This window comes from Parvibaculum sedimenti (assembly GCF_009184905.1).
Classification (GTDB): Bacteria; Pseudomonadota; Alphaproteobacteria; order Parvibaculales; family Parvibaculaceae; genus Parvibaculum; species Parvibaculum sedimenti.
This window is the reverse complement of record NZ_WESC01000004.1, coordinates 224,293-248,050: the sequence shown is the minus strand read 5'-3', so window position 1 is coordinate 248,050 and position 23,758 is coordinate 224,293. Positions and strand designations below refer to the sequence as shown.

Annotated in this window: 20 protein-coding genes; 12 read left to right on the top strand and 8 right to left on the bottom strand. The window is 63.0% G+C overall.

What is annotated here, in order from left to right:
• The first annotated feature begins 46 nt into the window (after positions 1–46).
• The 6 genes from F2P47_RS17900 to F2P47_RS06100 all read left to right on the top strand — a co-directional run bounded on the left by F2P47_RS17900 (position 47) and on the right by F2P47_RS06100 (position 6,971).
• Entirely contained in the window at positions 47–964 is a 918-nt protein-coding gene (locus F2P47_RS17900; RefSeq protein ID WP_246176766.1) for a MotA/TolQ/ExbB proton channel family protein, read from the top strand.
• A gap of 46 nt (positions 965–1,010) precedes the next feature.
• On the top strand, positions 1,011–1,442 hold the full coding sequence (locus tag F2P47_RS06120) for an ExbD/TolR family protein (RefSeq protein WP_152215286.1): 432 nt from the start codon (positions 1,011–1,013) through the stop codon (positions 1,440–1,442).
• A gap of 25 nt (positions 1,443–1,467) precedes the next feature.
• The gene (locus tag F2P47_RS06115) at positions 1,468–1,887 is read left to right on the top strand and encodes an ExbD/TolR family protein (protein WP_152215285.1); all 420 of its coding nucleotides are present in this window, start codon (positions 1,468–1,470) and stop codon (positions 1,885–1,887) included.
• Between the two features lie 138 nt (positions 1,888–2,025).
• On the top strand, positions 2,026–3,882 hold the full coding sequence (locus F2P47_RS06110; RefSeq protein WP_152215284.1) for a PHA/PHB synthase family protein: 1,857 nt from the start codon (positions 2,026–2,028) through the stop codon (positions 3,880–3,882).
• 127 nt (positions 3,883–4,009) lie between these two features.
• Positions 4,010–5,926, top strand: coding sequence for an alkyl/aryl-sulfatase (locus F2P47_RS06105; RefSeq protein WP_152215283.1), 1,917 nt, complete (start codon positions 4,010–4,012; stop codon positions 5,924–5,926).
• A gap of 16 nt (positions 5,927–5,942) precedes the next feature.
• Positions 5,943–6,971, top strand: a complete 1,029-nt coding sequence (locus F2P47_RS06100) for an NADP-dependent oxidoreductase (RefSeq protein WP_152215282.1) — start codon at positions 5,943–5,945, stop codon at positions 6,969–6,971.
• A 22-nt stretch (positions 6,972–6,993) separates the two neighbouring features.
• Here the strand turns inward: F2P47_RS06100 and F2P47_RS06095 are convergent, their stop codons facing one another.
• The 3 genes from F2P47_RS06095 to F2P47_RS06085 all read right to left on the bottom strand — a co-directional run bounded on the left by F2P47_RS06095 (position 6,994) and on the right by F2P47_RS06085 (position 9,754).
• Positions 6,994–8,175, bottom strand: a complete 1,182-nt coding sequence (locus F2P47_RS06095) for a PAS domain-containing protein (protein WP_185680975.1) — start codon at positions 8,173–8,175, stop codon at positions 6,994–6,996.
• A 61-nt stretch (positions 8,176–8,236) separates the two neighbouring features.
• Positions 8,237–9,343, bottom strand: coding sequence for a ferritin-like domain-containing protein (locus tag F2P47_RS06090; protein ID WP_152215280.1), 1,107 nt, complete (start codon positions 9,341–9,343; stop codon positions 8,237–8,239).
• A 90-nt stretch (positions 9,344–9,433) separates the two neighbouring features.
• Positions 9,434–9,754: a 2Fe-2S iron-sulfur cluster-binding protein gene (locus tag F2P47_RS06085; protein ID WP_152215279.1), complete on the bottom strand. Its 321-nt coding sequence runs from the start codon at positions 9,752–9,754 to the stop codon at positions 9,434–9,436.
• Positions 9,755–10,113: 359 nt separating this feature from the next.
• On the opposite strand from F2P47_RS06085, the gene F2P47_RS06080 reads away from it, so the two are divergent.
• Positions 10,114–10,452 carry a hypothetical protein gene (locus F2P47_RS06080; protein WP_152215278.1) on the top strand — a complete coding sequence of 113 codons (339 nt, stop codon included), beginning with the start codon at positions 10,114–10,116 and terminating at the stop codon, positions 10,450–10,452.
• 6 nt (positions 10,453–10,458) lie between these two features.
• On the opposite strand, the gene F2P47_RS06075 is transcribed toward F2P47_RS06080, so the two are convergent.
• Together F2P47_RS06075 and F2P47_RS06070 are read right to left on the bottom strand one after the other, a co-directional pair.
• On the bottom strand, positions 10,459–14,658 hold the full coding sequence (locus F2P47_RS06075; RefSeq protein ID WP_152215277.1) for a translocation/assembly module TamB domain-containing protein: 4,200 nt from the start codon (positions 14,656–14,658) through the stop codon (positions 10,459–10,461).
• Positions 14,658–16,628 carry an autotransporter assembly complex protein TamA gene (locus F2P47_RS06070; protein WP_185680974.1) on the bottom strand — a complete coding sequence of 657 codons (1,971 nt, stop codon included), beginning with the start codon at positions 16,626–16,628 and terminating at the stop codon, positions 14,658–14,660. The genes F2P47_RS06075 and F2P47_RS06070 overlap by 1 nt, the downstream gene beginning before the upstream one ends.
• A gap of 75 nt (positions 16,629–16,703) precedes the next feature.
• On the opposite strand from F2P47_RS06070, the gene F2P47_RS06065 reads away from it, so the two are divergent.
• Together F2P47_RS06065 and F2P47_RS06060 are read left to right on the top strand one after the other, a co-directional pair.
• Positions 16,704–17,390 (top strand): TetR/AcrR family transcriptional regulator, encoded by a 687-nt coding sequence (locus F2P47_RS06065; protein ID WP_152215275.1) that lies wholly within the window; start codon positions 16,704–16,706, stop codon positions 17,388–17,390.
• Positions 17,387–17,803: a DUF1330 domain-containing protein gene (locus tag F2P47_RS06060; protein WP_152215274.1), complete on the top strand. Its 417-nt coding sequence runs from the start codon at positions 17,387–17,389 to the stop codon at positions 17,801–17,803. Before F2P47_RS06065 ends, F2P47_RS06060 begins: the two co-directional genes overlap by 4 nt.
• A 2-nt stretch (positions 17,804–17,805) precedes the next feature.
• Here the strand turns inward: F2P47_RS06060 and F2P47_RS06055 are convergent, their stop codons facing one another.
• Entirely contained in the window at positions 17,806–18,696 is an 891-nt protein-coding gene (locus tag F2P47_RS06055; RefSeq protein WP_152215273.1) for an alpha/beta fold hydrolase, read from the bottom strand.
• Positions 18,697–18,765: 69 nt separating this feature from the next.
• A complete protein-coding gene (locus tag F2P47_RS06050; RefSeq protein WP_152215272.1) occupies positions 18,766–19,626 on the bottom strand; it encodes an SDR family NAD(P)-dependent oxidoreductase in 861 nt (286 codons plus the stop codon).
• A 289-nt stretch (positions 19,627–19,915) separates the two neighbouring features.
• Here F2P47_RS06050 and F2P47_RS06045 point away from each other — a divergent pair, with 289 nt between their 5' ends.
• From F2P47_RS06045 to phoB, 3 genes are all read left to right on the top strand, one after another.
• Positions 19,916–21,274: an ATP-binding protein gene (locus F2P47_RS06045; RefSeq protein ID WP_152215271.1), complete on the top strand. Its 1,359-nt coding sequence runs from the start codon at positions 19,916–19,918 to the stop codon at positions 21,272–21,274.
• Between the two features lie 193 nt (positions 21,275–21,467).
• Complete coding sequence (gene phoU / locus F2P47_RS06040) at positions 21,468–22,178, top strand: phosphate signaling complex protein PhoU (RefSeq protein ID WP_152215270.1); 711 nt, start codon at positions 21,468–21,470, stop codon at positions 22,176–22,178.
• Positions 22,179–22,259: 81 nt separating this feature from the next.
• Entirely contained in the window at positions 22,260–22,955 is a 696-nt protein-coding gene (phoB, locus tag F2P47_RS06035; protein WP_152215371.1) for a phosphate regulon transcriptional regulator PhoB, read from the top strand.
• Positions 22,956–23,034: 79 nt separating this feature from the next.
• Here the strand turns inward: phoB and F2P47_RS06030 are convergent, their stop codons facing one another.
• A complete protein-coding gene (locus F2P47_RS06030) occupies positions 23,035–23,553 on the bottom strand; it encodes a GcrA family cell cycle regulator (RefSeq protein WP_152215269.1) in 519 nt (172 codons plus the stop codon).
• Between the last annotated feature and the right edge of the window lie 205 nt (positions 23,554–23,758).

Below are 23,758 nucleotides of genomic sequence, written 5' to 3'. Positions count from 1 at the left end.
ATATTGATCCGCGCCGGGAATGTCTAACAATTGTTCGGAGTGTCCCATGACGACTGGAAGTATGGCGCGCAATGCGGGTGAGGCCTGCTTTGGTTCGCGGCTGCGGGCGCTGACGCTGATGTCGGCGGGTGCGCTGGTGGCGCTGAGCCTCGCGCTGTCGACACCGTTGCGCGCCGAAACGGAAGCTCCGGCCGCCCCCGCCGCCGCGGCGGGAACACAAGCGCCAGCGGCGCCTGCCACGACTGATGCGACAACACCCGCTGCCGTGCCCGGCGCGGAAAGCCCGCTTGCCGAGACGGCGGCGGAGCCGGCTGCCAATCCCTATGGTCTGGCCGCGCTCTGGGCGCAGGGCGACCTCGTGGCGAAAGTCACGCTGCTCATCCTCGCGCTGATGTCGATGGGTAGCTGGTACATCCTCTTCACCAAGCTCTGGGAACAGCGCGGCCTTTTCGCTCAGGCTCGCGCGGCCCAGAAGAGCTTTGCCAGGTCTTCAAGCCTCAAGGAGGCGACGGACACGCTCGCGAAGAATTCGGCTTTCCGCGCCGTTGCGGAACAGGGCATCGCGGCGTCGGAGCAGCATGGCCGTGGCCTGGCGGCGCAGGTGACGCTGATCGACTGGACGACCGCAGCGCTCAACCGCGGCATCGATGGCGTTGCATCCGGGCTGCAGGGCGGTCTCGCCTTCCTCGCGACTGTTGGTTCGACGGCGCCCTTCATCGGTCTTTTCGGCACGGTCTGGGGCATTTATCACGCCCTGATCCAGATCGGCCTCGCGGGCCAGGCCTCGATCGACAAGGTTGCAGGGCCCGTTGGCGAAGCGCTGATCATGACGGCCATCGGCCTCGCCGTCGCCGTGCCGGCAGTGCTTGGCTACAACTGGCTCATCCGCCGCAACAAGGCCGCGCTCGATCAGGTGCGGCGCTTCGCGGCGGAAGTCGAGACGCGCCTGTTGACGAAGGGCTGAGAAGGCGACGCGAAGGCGGTTCGGTTGACGTTCGGGGAATGACGGCATGGCGATGAATATTGGCAGCAGCGGAGACGAGGACGACGTCATCTCCGCGATCAACACGACGCCGCTGGTGGACGTGATGCTGGTGCTGCTCATCATCTTCCTGATCACCATTCCGGTGGCGATCCAGACCGTGCCGGTCGACCTGCCCAAGGCTTCGAACGTGGCGACGCAGACCAAGCCCGAGAACATCGTCGTGGCGGTGGATCGCGAGGGCGCGGTGTACTGGGGCAGCGTCAAAATGGCCGACAACGCGGCGCTGTTGGCGAAGATCAAGGAAGCGGCGGCGAAGCAGCCGCAGCCCGAGATTCATGTGCGCGGCGACAAGGAAGTGCGCTTCGAGTTCATCGGCAAGGTGATCGTCGATTGCCAGCGCGGCGGCATCGAGAAGGTCGCATTCATCACCGAGCCCGATCGCGGCGTGGCACAGTAATGTTGGCTCCGGGGGAGATACGAGCATGGCGATGAACATCGGAGGCGGCAAGGACGACGAGCCGATGATGGAGATCAACACGACACCGTTGATCGACGTGATGCTCGTGCTTCTGGTGATGCTCATCATCACCATTCCGATTCAGACCCATGCCGTGAAGCTCGACATGCCGCGCAACGTGCAGACGCCGCAGCGGGAGCCGAAGGTGGTCGATCTCGAACTCGATTTCGACGGCACCGTTTTCTGGAACGGCGTCGCGGTGCCCGATACGGCAAAGCTCGACGAATATCTCAAATCGGCGGCAGCAGAGACGCCCCAACCCGAAATCCATCTCAAGCCCAACCGACTGGTCAAATACGACTATGTGGCACGGGTGCTGGCCGCCGCGCAGAGGCTCGGCGTCACCCGCATCGGCTTCGTCGGCAACGAACAATATATGGACTGACCGGCGCCAGTCGCCGAGGGGATGCTCCGATGCGGCGTTTCAGCCCAAGCGAAGCCTTGTTCATTGAAACATCACGGGTAGGATGTGAAATGGGGGGAGTTTCGCGCCGGATGTTCCGGCGCCAATGCCGGAGGCTCCATGGCGCAAGGCCCGAAACAACCAGCCCGTAAACGCCCCGCGCTCAAGGCGTCGAAGCGCAATCCGCGAAAACTCATTGATGACGTGCCGCCTGCCGCACCCGCTGCATCGCGCCGTTCTGCGCCCGATCCGCTGGCCCTGCATCATCACAATTGGTCGAGCCTCGATCGGCTCCTGCGCGCGACCGTCGCGCAGTCGTCGCTTGGCATTTCGCCCGCCAGCGCCGGCCTCGCCGCGCTCGACTGGGCGCTGCATCTGGCAAGCTCGCCCGGCAAGCAGCAGGAACTGGCGACCAAGGCCGTGACGAAGACCGCGCGGCTTGCGACCCACGCCATGCAGAGCCTGAGCGGCAAGAAGATGGATGCCTGCATCGAGCCCCTGCCGCAGGACCATCGCTTCGACGATCCGGCGTGGCGCAAGCCGCCCTTCGACTGCTTCTATCAGGGGTTTCTGCTGACGCAGCAATGGTGGCATGTCGCGACGACCGAGGTGCGCGGCGTCGACCGCCATCATGAGAATGTCGTTTCCTTCATGGCGCGCCAGGCGCTCGACATGATGTCGCCATCGAACAACATCCTCACCAATCCGGTGGTGCTGAGAAAGACGCTGGAGACAGGCGGGCAGAATCTGCTGCAAGGCGCGATGAACATGGCGGACGACCTGCAGCGTGGGCTCAGGGGGCAGGGGCCTGCGGGCGCCGAGGCTTTCCGTCCGGGCGAGGCGGTGGCGGTGACGCCGGGCGAAGTCATCTTCCGCAATCGGCTGATCGAACTCATCCAGTACAAGCCGACCACCGAAACGGTGAGCGCAGAGCCGATCCTTATCGTGCCGGCATGGATCATGAAGTACTACATTCTCGATCTGTCGCCGCAGAACTCGCTGGTCAAATATCTCGTCGATCGCGGCCACACCGTCTTCATGATCTCGTGGAAGAACCCCGACGCCGAGGATCGTGATCTCGGCATGGACGACTATCTGAAACTTGGTATTCTCGACGCGATTGATGCCGTTCGCGCCGTGGTGCCTGACCGCCAGATCAATGCCGCAGGTTACTGCCTCGGCGGCACGCTGCTCTCGATCGCCGCCGCATGGTTGGCGCGGGACGGCGACGGCCCGCTCAACAGCGTTACGCTCCTTGCGGCGCAGACCGATTTCACGGAAGCGGGCGAGCTGCTTCTCTTCGTCGATGAGAGCCAGCTTGCGCTTCTCGAAGACCTCATGTGGGACAAGGGCTTCCTCGATACGAAGCAGATGGCGGGCGCTTTCCAGATGCTGCGCTCGCGCGATCTCGTCTGGTCGCGCGCGGTGCAGGAATATCTGCTTGGCGAGCGCGAACCCATGAACGATCTGATGGCATGGAACGCGGACGCGACGCGAATGCCCTATCGCATGCATAGCGAATATCTGCGGCACCTTTTCCTCGACAACGAACTTTTCGAGGGGCGCTTTGCGGCGCTCGGTGCGCCGGTGGCGCTGACGGATATTCGTGCGCCGTTCTTCGCCGTTGCGACAGAGACGGACCATGTCGCGCCCTGGCGGTCCGTCTACAAGATCAACCTCATCGCGGACACGGATGTGACCTTTGTGCTCACGAGCGGCGGCCACAATGCGGGTATCGTCAGCGAGCCCGGCCACCCGCATCGGCACTACCGCCTTGCGCATCGAAACGCGACGGACAAGCATGTCGACTCCGAGCGCTGGGTCGAGGTGACGCCGACAAGCGAGGGTTCGTGGTGGCCCGCTTGGGTGGACTGGCTCGATACGCATGGCGGTGACAAGGTCGCGCCGCCCGCCATGGGCGCTGCCGATTATCCGCCGCTTGAGCCGGCGCCGGGCCGTTACGTGAAGCAGCCCTGAACGCATTTCGCCGAAAATGTGAGGTTCAGAGCGGCGTTTTTCGCGCAATAAGTATTACGTTTTGGGCGACCCTCGTTCTACTCTCCCGGCAAGAGCCGTAAAGGTACCGGAACATGAGGGAGAGACGATGAACAAGCCGCAAGCGAACGCACCCAAGGAAGCGAGCGAGGCCACCTGCCGGGCGCATGGATACCTGCATGGCCAATTGCCGAAGGAAACGGGCGAAGATTTCGAGCTCGCGCGGCGCGGCTTCATTGCCACGATCCCCGATGCGAAATCGCTGAACGAAGCGGGCTTTCCCGTCTGGGACATGTCAGCCTTTTCCTTCATTGAGGAAGGTAGCCCGGCGCCCGCGACCGTCAATCCGAGCCTCTGGCGGCAGGCACAGCTCAATTCGATCCACGGCCTCTTCAAGGTCTCCGAGAGCATCTATCAGGTCCGCAACTTCGACCTCTCGAACATCACCTTCATTGAAGGCAAGACGGGCATCATCGTCATCGATCCGCTGATCTCGTCTGAAACGGCGCGGACGTCGCTCGCGCTCTATCGCGAGCACAGGGGGCAACGGCCCGTCGTTGCGGTCATCTACACCCATTCCCATGTCGATCATTATGGCGGCGTCAAGGGCGTTCTGAGCGATGAGGATATCGCGCGGGGCGACATTCGCATCATTGCGCCGGAAGGCTTCCTCGAAGAGGCGGTGAGCGAGAATGTGCTCGCGGGCAATGCGATGGGCCGCCGCGCGACCTATATGTATGGCGCGCTGCTGCCGCGCGGGCCGAAGGGCCATGTCGATGCGGGCCTTGGCAAGACTGTATCTCTCGGTCAGGTGAGCCTCGTGCCGCCGAATGAAATCATCACCCACACCGGCGAGACGCTCAATGTCGATGGCGTCGAGATCGTTTTCCAGCTGACGCCCGATAGCGAAGCACCTGCGGAAATGAACTTCTTCTTTCCGCAGATGAAGGCGCTCTGCATGGCGGAGAACTGCTCCTGCCACATGCATAATCTCTATACGCCGCGCGGTGCCCAGGTGCGCGACGCGAAGTCGTGGAGCCATTATATCGACGAGGCGATCGACATTTTCGGCGGCAAGACCGAAGTGCTTTTCGCCAGCCATCACTGGCCGCGCTGGGGCCGCGATGTCGCCATCGCCTTCCTCGAAAAGCAGCGCGACATGTACAAATATGTGCATGACCAGACGCTGCGCCTCGCGAACCACGGGCTGACGCCCATTGAAATCGCGGAAGAGATCGCGCTGCCGCCGACGCTCGCCTCCGAATGGTATACGCGGGGCTATTACGGCACGCTCAATCACAATGCGAAGGCTGTCTATCAGCGCTATCTCGGCTGGTTCGATGGCAACCCGGCGCATCTCCATCCGCTGCCGCCCGTCGATGCCGCGAAGCGCTATGTCGAGTTCATGGGGGGCCCGGCCGCCGTGCTGCGGAAGGCACGTGAATGTTTCGACAAGGGCGAATATCGCTGGGTGGCGGAAGTCGTGAACCATCTCGTCTTCTCGGACCCCGCCAACGCGGACGCGCGGCACCTGCAGGCCGATGCGCTGGAACAGCTTGGTTATCAGGCGGAATCGGGGCCGTGGCGCGCCTTCTATCTCACGGCCGCGATGGAACTTCGCAATCCGCGTCCGGCCTCGCCCACGCCGCGCCCCGGTGCTGCCGGACAGGTACGGACTTTGCCGGTCGAGCGGATTCTTGACTCGCTTTCCGTGCGTCTCAACGGGCCAAAGGCGGGCGCGCGCCACTTCGCCTTCAATCTCGGCTTCACCGATACAGGCGAGACATTTCTTCTCAGCGTCGAAAACGGCGTGCTTCACCATCGCCGTGACCGCATCGATCCGAAGGCCGATGCGAGCATCAAGCTCACGCGGATGGGGCTCGCCGACATCGTGCTGCGCGAAAAGACGCTCGCCGATCTTGTCGCGGCCAATACCGCTTCGGTCGAAGGCAATGGCAAGGCATTCGACGATCTCGTCGAACTCCTCGATGTCTTCGACTTCTGGTTCGAAATCGTAATGCCGTGAGGCGAGGGAGCACAAAATGAAGAACGACATCAACCGCCAGTTCAGGTTGAAGGCGCGGCCACAGGGGCGCATCAGGAAATCCGATTTCGATCTGGTCGAAGCGCCGATCCCGGAGCCTGGCCCCGGCCAGGCGCTGGTGCGCAATGTCTATCTGAGCCTCGATCCGACGAACCGCATCTGGATGAGTGACATGGACCAGTACATGCCGCCCGTCGAGCTTGGCGCGGTCATGCGCGGCGGTGGTATCGGTATCGTCGTGAAGTCGAATTCATCCGCCTACAAGGTCGGCGATCAGGTGACGGGCCTCGTCGGTTGGCAGGACTACACCATCGCAGGTGAGACGGTCGAGACGGGTATGGGTGTGATTCCCAAGGGCCTGCCCGTGCCGCTCACCGCCATGATGGGCGCTTGCGGCATTACGGGCCTCACCGCCTATTTCGGATTGCTCGAACTCGGCCAGCCAAAGGCCGGCGAAACCGTTGTCGTTTCCGCGGCCGCCGGCGCGGTCGGTTCCGTCGTCGGTCAGATCGCGAAGATCAAGGGCTGCCGCGCAGTCGGTATTGCGGGCGGCAAGGAAAAATGCCGTCACCTCGTCGAGGATCTCGGGTTCGATGCGGCGGTCGACTACAAGGCGGCGGACTGGAAAGAGCGTCTCGTAGAGGCGACCCCTGATGGCATCGATGTCAATTTCGAGAATGTCGGCGGCGAGATCATGGAAGCCGTGATGGCGCGCATGAACCTTTTCAGTCGCATGCCGCTTTGCGGAATGATCTCTGGCTACAATACCGACCAGCCGATGCGCGCCGACTTCTCGCCGATCCTCATGCGGCGCATCACGGTGCGCGGCTTCATCGTCATCGACTTCATGTCGAAATATGCCGAAGGCTCCATGCAACTCGCGCAATGGGTGGCTGAAGGCAAGATCAAGCATCGCGAAACTATCGTCGATGGGCTCGAGGAGGCGCCGGTCGCGGTCAACAAGCTTTTTGACGGCGAGAATATCGGCAAGCTCATCGTGAAGATCGTCGATCCGGCGAACGTCTGAGCAAGGCAAAAGCGGGGCTGGCCTAGAAGGCCTGCCCCGTCACGTCGCGGCCTTCGGGCACGATGTAGATCACCTTTCCGCTCTCATCCTTCACGGGCACGAGCGAAAGGTCGATCTTGTGAACTTCGTCGCCTTTCTTGATTTCCGCGGTGTAGCGCACGGTCTCGCCTTTTGCGGCGGCGGCAATCGCGGCCTTGAGGCGCTGACGGGCGAAATCGTCCGTGGCGAATTCGCCGCCCGCCCAGGGCAGTTCCCAGAGCGGCAGGCCTTCAAGGCTCGAAATGCCTTCCGTGAGCGCGCGGCCTGCGCGGTTGATTTCCAGCACCGTGCCATCCGGGCTCAAGAGGCCGATGGCCTCGAAAGCGTGATCGAAAACCGCGCGGAAGCGGCGTTCACTTTCCCGGAGGCGAGCCTGAGCGGCCTTGCGCTCGGTGATGTCGCGCAGATGCGCCGTATAGGTGATGTGTCCGCCGACGGAAACCTTGGTGATCGTCGCCTCGAGCGGGAACTCCTCGCCATTCTTGCGAAGGCCCACGACCTCGCCGCGCTGGCTCATAAGCTGCGACGCGATCTTGCCCGTGCCGAAGCCGCGCACCTGATCGCCATGATGTGCGCGGTAGCGTTCAGGCAGAAGCATGTCGAGCGGCTTTCCCAGAACTTCTTCCGCGCGGTAGCGGAAGATTTCCTCGGCCTTGAGATTGAAGAATGTGATTTTTTGATCTTCATCGGCGGAGACAATGCCATCCTCCGCGATCATCAGGATGCGTGATGCCTTGAGATGCGCCTCCTTGAAGGCGGCCTGTTCCTCACGCCGCGCCGTGTTGTCGCGCACGGTGATGAGGAAGCGTCGTTCGCCATTAAGCACCGTTTCCGAGACACGGACATCGACGGGCATCTCGTGACCCGCCTTCGTGGTGCCGATGAGATCGAGGAAACGCGACTGCGTGTGTTCCGGCTCCGCCGCCCACCTCGTGAGCCATTTCAGCGGATCGGCATGGCGGCGCGAATTGCGCGGCACAAGCATGGTGACGTTGTTGCCGACGACCTCGGAGGCGGCAAAGCCGAAAAGCTTTTCGGCGGCGGGATTGAAATAGGTAATCAGCCCCTCCGGCGTCGACACGACTACCGCTTCCGGCAAGCCCTCCACAATGGCGCGGAAGCTTTCGCCCGTCTTTGCGTCGCCGATTTCGCTGCTGCTCGTCATCTTTGTCGTCCCGTCGAAAAAGTCCCGCCCCGGCATCGTGCCGGGGCGGGCCGCATGTCGCTTACTCGGCGGCGGCACTTTCGCCGGTCGGGTGGCCGCCTTCCATGGCGTTGAGAACGCGCGGATCGTCGAACACCGGAATGCCGGCTTCCTCGTACTTCTTCAGTACGGTCGGCGTGAGCAGGCCGACGCGGGCGATGGCGGGCATCATCAGATCTTTCAGCGCGTGGACCTGCCCCGGAGGCAGCGTCTGGGCGATGCCTTCGTCGGCCGCTTCCGCGAGGCCCTTGAAGAAGTCATCGGCGTCGATGCCGCTATTCTGCAGCACCTCCATGAAACCCGGATCGACCTTGTTGGCGATCGTGCCCGCCGTCTGCGCCTGAACGAGGATATTGACCGCGTTGAAGGCAAATTCGGCGAGATCTTCCACATCGTCGGGATGCAGTGTCTTGATGACCGGCCCGAGGAAGACGTGACCGAAGGAGACGTGCCGCGACTCGTCGCGCATCACGTTGAAGGTGAGCTGCTTCAGCAGCGGGCAGGTCGTGGAGCGGTACATGTTGTTGAAGGCGCCGAGAGCGAGGCCTTCGACGATCATGTTCATGCCGATCATGACCTTCTCATAGCGATCCGACTGAAGCGTCGCATCGATGAGCGCCTTGAGCCAGGGCGACATGGGATAGACCATGGCGATCTTGTCGCAATATTTCGAATAAACCTCGACATGGCGCGCTTCGTCCATGGTCTGGGTTGCGGCATAGAGCTTGGCGCCGGAGTCGGGCACCGAATGGGTGACGCAGGCCGCCGTCATCAACGCGCCCTGTTCGCCATGCAGGAATTGCGAGAGCAGCTGCGCCGTCGAATGAGCGGTGAAGGTTTCCTGCTGCGACTTCGACAGCTTCTTGAAGAAAGACATCTTGTGGTAGATGTCCTGCTCGTTGTTGATGAGCGGCTTCGAGGGATCGACCGGTGTGTCCCAGGGCAGGAGGTCGTCGGAATCCCACTGGTTCTGCTTCGCGCGCTTGTAGAGATCGGCGACCTTTTCCTCGCCGAACTCGTAAGCGAAGTGCCATGCGATATCCATCGGGTGACGATAGATGTCGTCCGGCGTCATGCTGACTTTCCAATCGCCCTTCTGGACGATTTTTGCCTCTGCCTTAGCGTTCATAGACCTTCCTCCGTCATGGGGCCGCTTGTTGTTCTTGTCGGCGGCCGGTGAAGCTCTGCGGGCGCGAGCGTCCGCTATCTCACGTCAACGTCAGTACTGGCGGGCGGGCGTGCGAACGACGAGACCGTCGATCGTTTCGTCCACCTTGATCTGGCAGGAAAGGCGGCTGTTCTCCTTGACGTCGAAGGCGAAGTCGAGCATGTCGCGCTCGAGGTCTTCCATCGGTGCGAGCTTCTCCATCCAGCCATTCTCGACATAGACGTGGCAGGTGGCGCAGGCGCAGGCCCCGCCGCAATCCCCGTCAATGCCCGGAATGGTGTAGCGGATGGCGCCTTCCATCACGGAGAGGCCATTGGGAACATCGACCTGATGCTCGGTCCCGTCGCATTCGATGTATTTAATCTTCGCCATCGCGACTTCACTTCCCGCGGTTTCCTGTTGCCTGGCGGTTGGCCGTTCGAGCGGCTTGTTCTCACGCAGGCAATACCCATAGGAGAAATGTGATCTATGACGCGAAAGTTGACGCTGCGTCACAATGTCCGCAAGCCCAGTGACGGGTGCGACAGATAGTCCAGCCAAACGGGACGGCGGAGGCTGCGATTCGTTATCATCCGTAAGCGGATAGTGTCGTTCCCTGGGGTGCAACTGAACGAATGCAACCGTGATGCAAATGCAACTATGCGAGACGGCGGCGCATTCCTATATTGAGGCCGCAAACGGTCCTGAAAAAAGGTGCTGAGATCATGAAGAATCGAATCGCGAGGCCTCTGTTGGCCCTGGGCGTGGCGAGTTTTGCCACGGTTTTGGCGGTTTCGTCGGCATTCGCACAGGACACCGCTCCGTCGGAGTCGGCGGGGCAGGCAGGTCACAAGGTCTATGAACTCAAGGACGAGGCCGATTCTCCGCCCGTGAACAACCGTTCGGATCAGGATCCCCGTTACGACACGAAGGCCCAGCACGACGCCGAGATGTATGCCGACCAGTACAAGATGAGGCGTCAGGAAGAAGAAGCCCGGCGGCAGAAGCTGCTAAACAGCGGCAACAAGATCGCACCCGGCGGCCAGCGCGGTAGCGTGGACGACGGTTTCCCGCCCCGTTCGTCCTACTGAGACTTTCTAATAGTCCCACTTCCAGTTGACGCCGACGTCTCCGCCGGTGCTCTGCCCTATGCGTGTGTCGACGGTGATCTGCGGCGTCACCTCGATCTGGACCTTCACGGAGCTGTCGCTCGACAGAGCGCCCTGTTCCACGCCGACGTAAATGCCTTTCTGGATATATTTGCCCGCGGCGACTGTGGTCGCACCCGACTCGGCCTGATCGATTCTGAGCACGTCGAGGCCGAGCGTATTCTGCACGGAACCGAGAATGCCTGCGCCGCTTAGCCCACCCTTGCCGGAGAGTTGGGCGAGTGTATTGGCAAGCTGCACCGCCTCCATGGCGGAGAGTTCGCCCGCCCCCTTGTTGAAAAGGATGCGCGAGAGGATTTCGTCGCGCGGGAGTTCGGGATCGGAGGTGAGTGTCACCTGCGGCGCGGAACTGCGACCGGTGACGGCGACATACGCGGTGAGGTCCGTGCGCTTGTAGGTGAGCGTAGTGTCAATGTCGGGATCGATGGGGGGCCGGTCGAGGAAATGGACGGCACCCTTGGTCAGGGTGAAGGTCTTGCCGGCGAAATCGAGTGTGCCGCGCCGGCTTGTCAGTGCGCCGTCGATGCGCGGATCCATCGCCGTTCCGTCGATCCTGAGGTCACCGTCCCACAGCGAGTCGAGTCCGCGTCCGCTGACCTTGAGCGGCTCGCCGAAGCCAAGTGCGACATCGAGGTCGATGGGCACCGGCGTCGACCGGCCGACGGCCGCGATGCGTGAGGGGGCGCCATTGATTTCGACAACATCGATTTGTGCGACGCTGCTCGACAGATTTTCGGGAATGCGGATCTGGGCGAGCGTCGTCGTGAGCTTACCCTTGAGGCTCAATGGCGCGTCGGGTCCGGGCGGGAAGGTCGCGCCCGCAAGTTCGAGCGCGCCGTTGACTGCGATATCCGCTTCGGATTGTCGCACCAGATGTGCATTGTCGAATGTCGCGTTGGCGGAAATGGCGGGGAAGGCGCCTTTTGCGAGATGGATTTCGCCGCTCGCCGCGACATGGCCCTTCGCCCCGTCATTCGCATCGAGGGTGAAGTTCACGGTCTGGCTGTTGCGTCCGGTGAGCGAAAGCGAGAGGTCGCGCAATACCGTGCCGCTGTCGAAATTCTCGTAAGTGCCATTCGTGACGCTCGCTTGGCCATTGATCAGCGGGCCTGAAATGTCGCCGCTCGCTCGCAGCGCGACTTTCGCATCGCCGCCGAGCTGCTGCGTCGTCAGATCGGCGAGCGCCACCAGCGATGCGGCTGGCCCCTCCCAGTCGAGGCTGCCCGATACGGCACCCCGTTTCGCAAGCGCGGGCCACGCGCTGTCGGAAGCGCGGCTGACGGGAAGCGAGGCCTTGAGTTCGAATGGCCGTGTCGAGACGCCCATAGCATTGGCGGAGAGATCGAGGCGGCCCCGCGCCCAGGTGCCGTCGAGCGTTGCGTCGAAGGCCGGGCGTTCCGTTTCATCTGCCTGAGCGAGGGTGAGTTTCGAGAGTTTGAGCGAGAGCGAGCCCGTTCCCTTGCCGCTGTCGAGCGCGAGCTGCGCATCGCCCAAGCCATGCGCGGTTTCGCTGAGGAGCAAGGGGCTCACGAGTTCGAGCGGCAGTGTGTTCGCTTCGACGTTGAGGCGCACCGTGCGAGACTGCAAGACAAGCCCGCCTTTTATCGCGCCGCTGCCGGAAGGCCCCTTCGCATCAAATGTCACCGCCTTTGCATCGACGCCGCCGCGAACGTCGATATTTGCGGGCTTCGCAAGCGCGAGCGACGCGGCGCCGAGAGCAAGGTCGAATTTCGAAACGGAAATCGTTTCGGTTTTTTCCGCATAGATCGCAGCAGCGGAAAGGGACACAGGTTCGACCTTGTAGGACTCGCGTGTGCCTGCGGCATCGAGGTTGAGCGCGAGCCTGGCGAGCGGGCCCTTTGCCGTCAGCCGCGTCACATCGAGCCGTGTGAGGCCCACCTGACCGGTGGGCGCTGTGAATGTTCCGTCGATGTCCATGGCCCCGAAAAGATCGTCGATTTTCACGGAGAGCGCGGCGCGGTCGAATTCGATCCTGTCGATCATATCGACGGTCATGCGCTGCGTATCGACGGTAAGCGCCGCGTGCTGTTTGCCGTCGCGGGGCTCGACGGTGAGCGAGACCGTGCCGTTTCCGCCGATGTCGAGGCTGGTCACCGCTGTGAAGAGTTTCAGCGATGTGTGCTCTCCCTTGAGCGTACCGGAAAGAAGCCCATCATTGGAGATAGCGAGCGCGCCGTCGAGCGACGTACCGAAGAGATCGGCCTTCAGAGTATCGAGCCTCGCACCGCCTTCCTTCGGAAGCGCGAGCGTGGCGTCGAGCGCGGCCTTGCCATCCGGTCCTTCGAAGCGGAAGGCGACGGGGCCGGCGCCTCCTTCATCGGCAGCGAGATCGAGCGACGCGAGTTTTGTGCCGAAGCCATAGAGTGAGCCATCGGCCAGCCGCGCCTTCACGGCCCCGCGGGGAGCGGAGAGGCTACCGGCCAGCGTGGCGTCAGCGGCGAAACGGCCCGCAACGTCCTCTCCGGGAAGCAGCGTCGCGATTTCGCCGGTTTCGAAATGCGCTTCTCCGGAAAGAACGTCGTTGGCGCTTTGCGCGATGGACGCGTGGAAGCGATAGGCACCCGTCGAAGGCGTAAGCGCGATGGAGGGAAAGGCGAAGCCGCCCGCCTTCGGCAGGATGAGCGAAGCATCGATCGCGACATCGCCGCCAAAAAACGGGTTGAGCGTCGCATCGTTGAGATCGACGCCGCTAGTCTTGATGACGAGGTCGCCTGCGCCGTCGCCATCCGGAGCGCGCGCGAAGGGCGAGAGGGTAATCTGCGCGGCGCCCCTCATGCTTTGCCCGACGAGATCGCCATAGGGCGTGAGGTCGGTAAGTGTCGCCTCGGCCCCGCCCTTCACGCTGGTGCCGTCGAGCGAAACATCTCCCGAAAGGATGAGCTTGCCAGAGGGCGTGGCGAGTGTGGCTTCCGTGATATGGGCGAGGTTGGACGCGGTGTCGATCTGGCCCGCGATGTGCCATTCGAGCGATGCGAGTGCGGCGTTGCCCGACTTGCCTGCGAAGCGGTCGAGGCCTGAAAGCGTTCCATCGGCAGCGAGGTCGCGCGATGCGGAGCCGAAGGCGTCGGTCAATCGCGCGCCGCCTATAAGCGCGAAAGGAGCTGCGTCGAGGCGGAAGTCTTTCAATGTCAGTGTGTCGTCTGGGTCGAGAGCGATATTCGTCGCGAGCTCGACACGGCGAGCGCGGCCCAGATCGGAAAGCGCATTGGAGACGAGATTGCCTTCGGCGCTCATGCTTGTGCCAAGGGCGAGCGTCCGGTTCCAGCTGCCTTGCGCATTGGCCGAAAAGAAGAGCGCGCTGCCAGCGTCAAGTTTGGCTTCGCCCGTTACCTTGCCATTGTCGTTCCGCGCCCGTGCCGTAAGCGTTACATGCTCTGCGCCCGCGACATGTCCGAGCGTGGCGATAAGACCGGGCTTGGCCACGCTGCCGTCTTCGGCAAAGACGTTCGCATCGAGTTCCTGAGTGCGGCGGTCGAAAAAAATCGTCGCGTCTATCTTGCCGGGCACGCGGTCGGTGCGCTGCGCGGCAAGTGTCAGCGAGAGACGGTTTGCGCTGAACCCGAGCTGCGCTGTCGCGTCGAGTTGCGCCAGCATGCCCTTCTCCGCGATGCCGGTGAGTCGCTTGCCGAGCGTCAGCCGCTCGGCCTTTGCTGCATCGATGCGGATCGCGACGGGAAGCGTGGGGAGACTGAAGCCGCTGGAGGTGGAGGGCGTGTCGCTCGCGGGGCTGCGCGAAATGCCGAGCGCCACGACGGAGAGATTTTCGACGTGGAACGTGCCGATGAGAAGCGAGGCTGGATGCCAGTCGAGCTTCGCTTCCTCAAGCGAAAGCCAGACGCCTTCGGCGTCGCTGAGGGTAACGTTGCGGACTTCGAGGTGCTGGGGCCATGCGCCGCCGATCTCGCCGATTTCGACTCGGGTGCCGCCCTGATTGACCGCGCCGAGCGCGAGGGCGAGCAGCCGCTCGCGGACATCCGGCACTTGCAGCGCGACGACCATAATTGCGACGAGGCCGAGCAGCATGGCGAAGATGCCGAGCGCGATGGCGCCAATGGCGCGAACAAGGCCCGTCGTATGGCTGAGATTGGGCGATTGCGCGCGAGCCATCAGAAAGCCTGTCCGAGCGAGAAATAGAGCTGGAAAGAATCGTCGATGCCGGGCCGTTTGTTGAGTGGAATGCCTATATCGGCCCTGATGGGCCCGACGACCGTGTAGTAGCGGACGCCGACGCCGGCGCCGAGCCGCAATTGTTCGCTGAATTTCGGCGTAGGTGTGGACCAGGCATTGCCCGCATCAAGAAAGGCGACGAGGCCGATGTCGCGGCTGACGCGATATCGTGTCTCCGCGCTTGCCTCGAAGACGGAGCGCGCACCGAGAGGCTCCTTCTTGGCATTGATCGGGCCGACGAGCTGATAGCCATAGCCGCGGATGGAACTGCCTCCGCCGGCATAGAAGCGGATCGAGCCCGGCACATCGCCCGTTTGCTGCGCAAGCATGGAGCCGTAGCGGGCGCGCAACGCGAGAGTGAATTTGCGGCTGAAACTCAAATAGGTCGAGCCCGTTGCGTCGAGTTTCACGAAAGTCGTCGCCGCGCCATCGGCGCTGCCCGCATAGGGCGTGAGCGCAAGGCCGAGGCGCATGCCTTTCGTCGGATCGAGAAGATCGTTGCTGCCGTCATAGCGCCCGGTCATCGGAATGCCGAAGAGTTCATAGGCGTGGTAGCCCGTGCTGTCGGTCGTGCGCTCTATTTCAAAAGAGAGGCCTGCGCTTGCATTGAGGGTTTCGCGGAGTTTCCGCGCGATGCCCGCCGCCGTCTTTACGCGGTTCTCGTGATAGGCGTCGGTGATTTCATGTGCGACCTCGAAATCCGCGAGCAGGGTCTGGTCGTCGCGCAGAAAGTGCGGCTTGCTGAAATGCGCGCCCAGAAGCTGCAACTCCTGCGCGATGGTGAGATCGAGATGGAGTTTTTCCGCTGCGCTGAAGAAATTGCGATGCTCCCAGAAGGTGGTGACGCCGGCTCCCTGATCCGACGACCAGCGCGCACCCACGCCGACGGAGCGGTGGGGACGCTCGGTGAGGGTGAGCTTTTGCGGCACGGTGTCGCCAGATGTATCGACGGCATCGAGCGTCACGCGATCGAAGAGGCCGGTCTTGCGGAGTTCGGATACGGTGGCGTCGGCCTTGCTGCGATCATAGGGATCGCCCGGCTTGAACTTCGTGAGCGAGCGCACATAGTCGTCCTTCGTGCGGCCTTCATTCGCGATGGTGAGATCGCCAAAGCGTTCGGGCGGGCCCGCCTTAATGGTCAGCGTGATGTCGGCCTGATTGGCGGCGAGATCGACGATGACCTTGCGCTCCGCGAGCTTCGGTCGCGGATGGCCGTGATTTTCGAGAAAGCTCATGGCGGCGGCGGTCAGGTCGATGACGCGCTGGGCCCGTGCCGCGCGGTTGGACTTCAGGCCGAGCGCCGTGCCGTCCTTCGGCAGCGAGGCCATGTCGCAAGGGCTGTCGGTATATTGGATGATGAAGCTGCGAATCATGCTGCGGGGGCCGAGCGTCACCCTGAAGGCGACGTCGAGGCGGCCACCCTGCGCCTCCTCGATCTCGACATCGACACGGCCGTTATAATAAGCCTCGGACCGCAACACGTCGTTGAGTCTTGCTGCGTCCTCCGTGGCGCGGCGGCGCAGTTGGCCGAGCGTCGCGGGCGAGGGGGCCTTGCCCTTGCCGAGCTGGATATTGTCGGTGAGTGTCGCGCGCAGGTCGTCGGGGATTTTCGTTCCCTCGACGCGTGTGCCGAAGGCGAGTGTGGAGGGTTGTTTCGCCGTGGTGTTTGTCTGTGCTTCCGGCGGCGCGGCGCGGAGTGGTGAGAAGATGGAGACCGCCGCGAGGCAGGAGAGGAGCGCAATGCCCGTGGCAGGCGCGAGTTCATGGCGTAGCGCGGCAAGGACTATCCGCAGCCGTCGGCTTTCCCTTGGAGGCCGGTGCTGGCCCGGTCCAGACTGGGGCCGGTTGGCGGCTGCGCAAAGAAAACGCCCCCGCCAGCGCCCGAGGACGTGCAATCCCGATCGAAGCATGATGCGATCATACAGGGATTGAGCGCCTTCCGAAGCCGCCTTGACCTGTTTAATGAGTAACATTAGTGTGGACATATGCAGCAAAAAGAAACGACCAGGCGCGGTGACACGCGCGAAAGGCTGATCCTCGCCGCAGAGAAGCTCTTCGGCGAGCACGGCATTCATGGCGTCACGCTGAAGCAGATCAATGAGGCGGCAGGTCAGCGCAATGAATCGGCGCTGCATTACCATTTTGGCTCGAAGGCGTCATTGCTGGAGGCGATCCTCGAACATCGCGTGAAGGCGATCGACGAGCGGCGGGTTGCCTATCTCGACGAATTGATGCGCAAGAGCGGCGAGCATGATCTCCGCGCCGTCGTCTCCGCCACATTCCTGCCAATGGCCGAGCTTCTCGATTCGGAAGAGGGCGTCCGCTTCGTGCGCTTCCTCGCGCAGGTGCTCAACGAGCCTGAAATCGATCTGCCCGCTATTGCGCTGCGGAGCGACTTCGCGGGCATCCGGCAGACGGCGTCGCTGCTGACGGCGGCGCTGGGCGACCTGCCGCCGGAGATCGCCATCCAGCGCCAGCGGTTCCTTGTCGAAATGACCGTGAGCTCGCTCGCGATCTGGACGCGCCACCATGGGGCAGCGACTGACACGGTGGCGCGAGCGCTTTTCCTCGCCAATCTCTTCGACTCGATTGTTGGTTTCCTGACCGCGCCGGTGTCGACGGAAACTCTCGCTGCGCTGAAGCGCGCCACGAAAAAGAAGGACAGGAAATGACACGAGCCATTGAGCCTACCGAGCCGCAACTCGAGGCCTTCATGAAGGCCGACCAGACGGCGCCCATCGGCATGCTCAATCTGCTCAAGTTCCGCGACAAGGCGGAATATAAAGACGGTCGCGACGCAGGCGGGCTTTCTGGCCAGGACGCCTATGGGCTTTACGGGCTGGTCGCGATGGAGAAGATCAAGGCGGTCGGCGGCCGCTTCTTCTGGGGCTCGCCGAGTTCCGCGCCGCTCATCGGCAGCGAGACCGACGAATGGGATATGGTCGCCATCATACGCTACCCGTCGCGCAAGGCTTTTCTTGAGATGATTGCCATGCCGGACTATCAGGCGGCGCTGGCTCATCGCGAGGCGGGTCTTGCCTGGCAAGCGCTCATCCCCTGCCGCGGCGACGCCATTCCCGAATAAGATTATTCGTTCAGGAATTCGTTCAGGACGCTCATGAACTCGTCGAGCTTGTCGTGGTGCACCCAGTGGCCCGCGCCATCAATATTGGCAACGCGCGCATTCGGGAAATGAGCGGCGCGGCCATCTGCGAGGGGATCGCTCGCCCAGCTTTCCTTGCCGCGAACGAGCAGCGTCGGGCAATCGATGCGCGCCCAGAGGCAGGTTGCCATCTGCGGGTCGAAGCCTGAAGGCGGAAGGACGCGCAGATAATTGTCGAATTTCCAGCTGTAGCTGCCGTCCTCGTTCTGGTTGACGCCGTGAATGGTGAGGTGTCGCGCGCGTTCCGGCGAAAGGTGCGGGTTTTCCGCCTGCATCCGCTTCCATGCCTCCTCGATCGAGGCGTAGCGCCGCGGCTGGCGCGCAGACATGGCGCGCATTTCGTCGATCCATTTACGAAGACGCTCGTCGATGCTGTCCTTCGTGCGCTCCGCCAGCATCTTGGGCGAGGGACCGAGTCCTTCGATGGCGACGAGCTTCTTGACCGTGTCGGGGTAGAGCCCGGCGTAGCGCAAAGCAACGGCCCCGCCCATCGAATGGGCGAGGATGGTCAGCGGCGCCAATCCCTTCTGATGGATGAGCTGCGCGATATCGTAGACGTAATCGTTCATTTCATAAGTGCCGCCCACCATCCACTGGCTGTCGCCATGGCCGCGCAGGTCGGGGGCGATGATGTGGTAGCGGTCGCGCAGTTCGGCCGCTACCCAGTCCCAGTTGCGGCAATGGTCGCGCGCGCCATGAACGAGCAGCAGCGGCGGCGCGTTCTCGTTGCCCCAGTCGACATAGTGAAGCCGAAGGCGCTGGGAGAAATAGAATTGCGAACTGGGACCAATGAGGCCGGAGGCCGATGACGACATGACGCTTCCGCTGTTTTTCATTTCTTTGCGACAGATTAGTCCATCGGGGGGCGGAAACCCAACCGGGCCTCAGACGGTCGTCTTGGGCGCCTCGCCGCTGGTCAGCATGCCGAGGCCGCCGTTGTTGGGGCCACGAAAGAGGATCCGCCCATAGGACGCCGGCATGAGGCGCTGGATGATGTCGAGAACTTTCGCATCAGGGCCGATGAGGATGCGGCCCTTGTTCTTCTTGATGCCGAAAATGATGACCTCGGCGGCGCGTTCGGGCGTGGTGCGGGCGAGCCTGTCGAAGCCGGTGGCAGCCTCTTCGCGCACCGTCGTCTGCACACTCTGAAGGAAGCGCGCATTGCGCATGATGTTGGTCTTGATGCCGCCTGGATGGACGCAGGAAACGGCGATGCCCGAGCCGCGCATCTCGTGGCGCAAGGCCTCGGTGAAGCCGCGCACGGCGAATTTGGCGGAATTATAGGCCGCCTGCGTCGGTACGGCGAAAAGGCCGAAGACGCTCGACACATTGACGATGTGGCCCTGGCCCTTGGCGCGAAGTTGCGGCAGGAAGGCCTTGGTGCCGTAGACCATGCCCCAGAAGTCGATGTTCATCACCCATTCGAAGTCCTCATAGGCAAGTTCCTCGACCGTGGCGACCTGGGCGACGCCCGCATTGTTGATGACAATATCGGCGCCGCCGAAGGCGCTCTCCACTTCGTGCGCGAAGGCGTAGACGGCATCGCGCGAGGCGACGTCGATAAGATAGGTCGTGACCTCGCCTCCGATGGCGGCGATACGCGATGCAGTTTCCGCAAGGCCAGCCCGGTCGAGGTCGACGGCGGCGACGCGGGCGCCTTCCCGTGCCAGCGCAACGGCGGTCGCCCGGCCAATGCCGCTGGCGGCGCCAGTGATCACCGCTGTCTTGCCTTTGATATCGGTCATTTGAAATGGCCTCTCGAAGCGAACCCGCGCGAACCGCGCCAATGGATCGAATTTACGGAAAACCGGACGAATGTCATCAACCCGAATATGGCGAAATGGGCTGTCGCCCGGCGCTGGCTTTTGAAGCGGGCGGGCCCCGGGCCCGAAAACAGGGATTTCAGAGGCCGTGGTGGTTGAAGAGTTTCATCGTATTGTCATCGCGAATGGCATACTCAGATGCTAACAGAGCCGCTTGAGTCGGAATTCTGGTGTCGGGTTGCGTGTGGCGAGACGAGGCGGGCGAATAGATATGGCGACCACGGACGGAGATGCGAACCTGATGCGGGAGAAGGCGCGCGAATTCGCCGGACGCTGGAACAGCACCCGTACCTTCATCGCCGCCGCGGCCATCGTCTTCGTCGTTCTGGGTTCCGTGGGCGCGCTGGGTCTGTGGTCCTCGCTCATTGCCTTCGTCGTACTTGCCGGGGTAGCGGTCCTTCAGAGCATTCTCACGGGCGAAGCAAGAGGGACGATGATGCGGACAGCGACGACACAGCCGCTTTCAGCCGCCGCCCTGCTGGGCTCCGGAGCGGGCCTCACCATCCTGAATGAACTGCCCGATCCGCTCATTATTCTTGACGGTACCGGGCGGGTGGCGCTTGCCAACCGTGCGGCGACGCCGATCCTGGGGCCCTCGCCCGTCGGTAAGCATGTCGCGACGGCCATCCGCAGTGCGCCGCTCATCACCGCGATCGAGGAGGTGATGCGGGGTGGCGCGGCGCGCAGCGTCGAATACAGCGTTCCCGTGCCGGTCGAGCGCCACTACGATGCCTATATCTCGCCGATCGATACCGAGGCCGCAGCGGCGGTGCCGGGCGTCGATCCGGCGCGCCGCCGCCGCGACCGCCCGGTTCTGGTGCTGCTGCGCGACGTGACTGATATGCGCCGCGTCGAGGCCATGCGCGTCGATTTCATCGCCAATGCCAGCCACGAGCTGAAGACGCCGCTCGCCTCGCTTTCCGGTTTCATCGACACGCTGCGAGGTCATGCGAAGGACGATCCGCAGGCACAGGAGCGGTTCCTTGAAATCATGTCGGATCAGGCGGGCCGCATGCGCCGTCTGATCGAGGATCTTATGTCGCTGTCGCGCATCGAGTTGAGAGAGCATGTCCGCCCCGACAGCGTGGTCGATCTTCTCGGCGTCGTAAACGATGTGACGGACGGGTTAATGCCGCTGGCGGCACAAAATGCGGTCGAAATCGTCGTTACGGCGGCGCCGGACCTGCCCAAGGTGCGCGGCGATCGCGACGAGCTTGGACAGGTGGTGCAGAACCTCGCCGACAATGCGCTGCGCTATGGCCGCTCAGGCAAGCGCGTCGAGATCAACCTCGCGCCTGACGCCAAGGCCGGAAAGCCCGTCGTGCGGCTGACCGTCCGCGATTTCGGTCCCGGCATCGCCCGCGAACACCTGCCGCGCCTTACCGAGCGCTTCTACCGGGTGGACGCCGCAGCCAGCCGCGCCAAGGGCGGAACGGGACTGGGGCTCGCGATCGTGAAGCACATCGTGAACCGTCATCAGGGTACGCTTGCGGTCGACAGCGAAGTCGGTAGGGGCACCGTGTTTTCGGTCCTGATTCCCGCCGCCGGCGAGGCCAAGCCCGCCGCCTGAGGCCTGCCCTTTATTTTGCGCCTACCCACTCGGCAGATCGCAGATTTCGGGGGTAAAATGGCTTATGTCATAAAAGTGACACCCAAGCGTCACGTACTATTTGTACCGGCGCATTAGTTTGCCCCCGCATAACGATGCGCGACGGGGCGGAAACCGGCCGCGGGGCCGGCTTGAGGGCAAGAGGAGACGAGGCGTGACCGATCACACAGTGAAGTCCTTCCAGGAAGAGCTCGACGGCATCACCGCGAGCATCGCCCAGATGGGTGGGCTGACCGAAGCGCAGCTGGCAGGCGCCATCGAAAGCGTCTCGCGCCGCGATAGCGAGCTTGCCGAACGCACCGTGCAGGAAGATCGCCGAATCGACACGCTGGAAGCCGAGATCGAAGCGCGCGCGGTGCGCGTCATCGCGCTGCGCCAGCCCATGGCATCCGACCTCCGCGAAGCGATCGCCGCCATCAAGATTTCGACCGACCTCGAGCGCATCGGCGATCTGGCCAAGAACATCGCCAAGCGCGCCCTGGTCATTCAGGGCGACTTCGATACGCCCGTGCGCCTCATTCAGGGCATCGCCCGTATGGGCCGTCTCGCCCAGGGCCAGCTCAAGAGTGTGCTTGACGCCTTTTCAAACCGCGACGCCCAGGCCGCCCTGGAAGTGTGGCGCGGCGACGAGGAAATCGACGAAATGTACAACTCGGTCTTCCGCGAGTTGTTGACCTACATGATGGAAGATCCGCGGACCATCGGCGTCTGCGCCCATCTTTTGTTCATTGCGAAGAACATCGAGCGTATCGGCGACCACGCGACGAACATCGCCGAGACCGTGCGCTATGTGGTGACGGGCATCCCCGTCGCCGATGACAGACCCAAGGGCGACAAGACAAGCTCTACGTCTGTCGGAGCTTAACGACAGGATCAGGACGAGGATCGGATGGATATGGCGGTCATCGAGGAACGCGAGCAGTCGGTAGTCGGTTTTGAGCGCCGCATGAGGCCGACGGTGATGATCGTCGAGGATGAAGAGGCGCTCTCGACGCTCCTCCAGTACAACCTCGACAAGGAAGGCTACAAGGTCGTGGCTGCCGCCGATGGCGAAGAGGCGGCGATGCTCATCCGCGAGGTGACGCCCGATCTCGTCCTTCTCGACTGGATGCTGCCCGGCATTTCCGGCATCGAACTGTGCCGCCGCCTGCGTGGCCGCCCCGAGACTCGTAACCTGCCGATCATCATGATCACGGCGCGCGGCGAAGAGGCCGATCGCATTCGCGGCCTCGACACCGGCGCCGACGACTATGTGACGAAGCCCTTCTCGATGACGGAGCTTCTGGCGCGGATCCGCGCTGTGATGCGCCGCATCCGCCCGGCGCTTACCGACGATCTGGTGACTTTCGGCGATATCGTCATCGACCGCGCCGCGCATCGCGTACGCCGCGGCGAGCGCGAAGTCCATCTCGGCCCCACCGAGTACCGGCTTCTCGATCACCTGATCCAGCATCCGGGCCGCGTCTTCAGCCGCGAGCAACTTCTCGATGCGGTCTGGGGCTCCGATGTTTATGTCGAGGCCCGCACCGTCGACGTCCATGTCGGCCGCCTGCGCAAGGCGCTCAACGAGAAGAACGAGAAGGATCCGATCCGCACGGTCCGGTCGGCAGGCTATTCGCTCGACGAGCAGTTCCGGGCCTGAGGCCTCGCTATCACGCAGACAACAAAAAACCGGCGTACCCGAAAACGGGGCGCCGGTTCTTTATTGGGCCTCGCAACGCTCAGATGGCGTAGGAGTCCTTGCGGGTGCGGTCCCGATTGCGACGGGGCTGCACGGGCTGGTAGGCGAGCCGTGCATGTTCCGTGCAATAGGGGGAGCTGGAGTCCGCGCCACGGCCGCAGAAGTGGAAACCCGGACGGCCCGGATCGCCGATCGGCCATTTGCAGGTGTGCTCGGTCAGCGTGAGCACGGTCGCCCGCTGGGCAGGCTCAAGCGCTTCCGCCTCGATCCGCGCGATTTCGGCGCGTTCGATATGCGCTTCGCTCCGCAGTTCCTCGGCGCGGCGTTCCACCACCAGCGGGTCCGGACGGCCGCGCAGCGGCGCCATTGCCCGTGCTGTCGTTTGCGGACGGGGGCGTGCCGGACGGCTCGGCGTCGCGCGGCCGGAAAGGCCCAGACGATGCACCTTGCCGATCACGGCATTACGCGTAACACCACCAAGCTGCTTGGCGACCTGGCTGGCGCTCAGCCCGTCCGACCACAGCTTCTTCAACATTTCGACGCGTTCATCGGTCCACATTTGGATCACCTTCCCCTCGCCTCGATGCTCAGTCCCGTCCGCGGGTCGCGGACAACCGATCGAGGCCCCATTCACGCGGCGCTCGATTGCGAGGGTGAGCGACCGCAAGGGCCCCCGCGTAGAACTGCACTAGATTTCGTAGGCCCTGACAATAAATATACAAGATAGAGCCGGTTTTCCGCAACCGCGCCGTTCTGGATGGAGT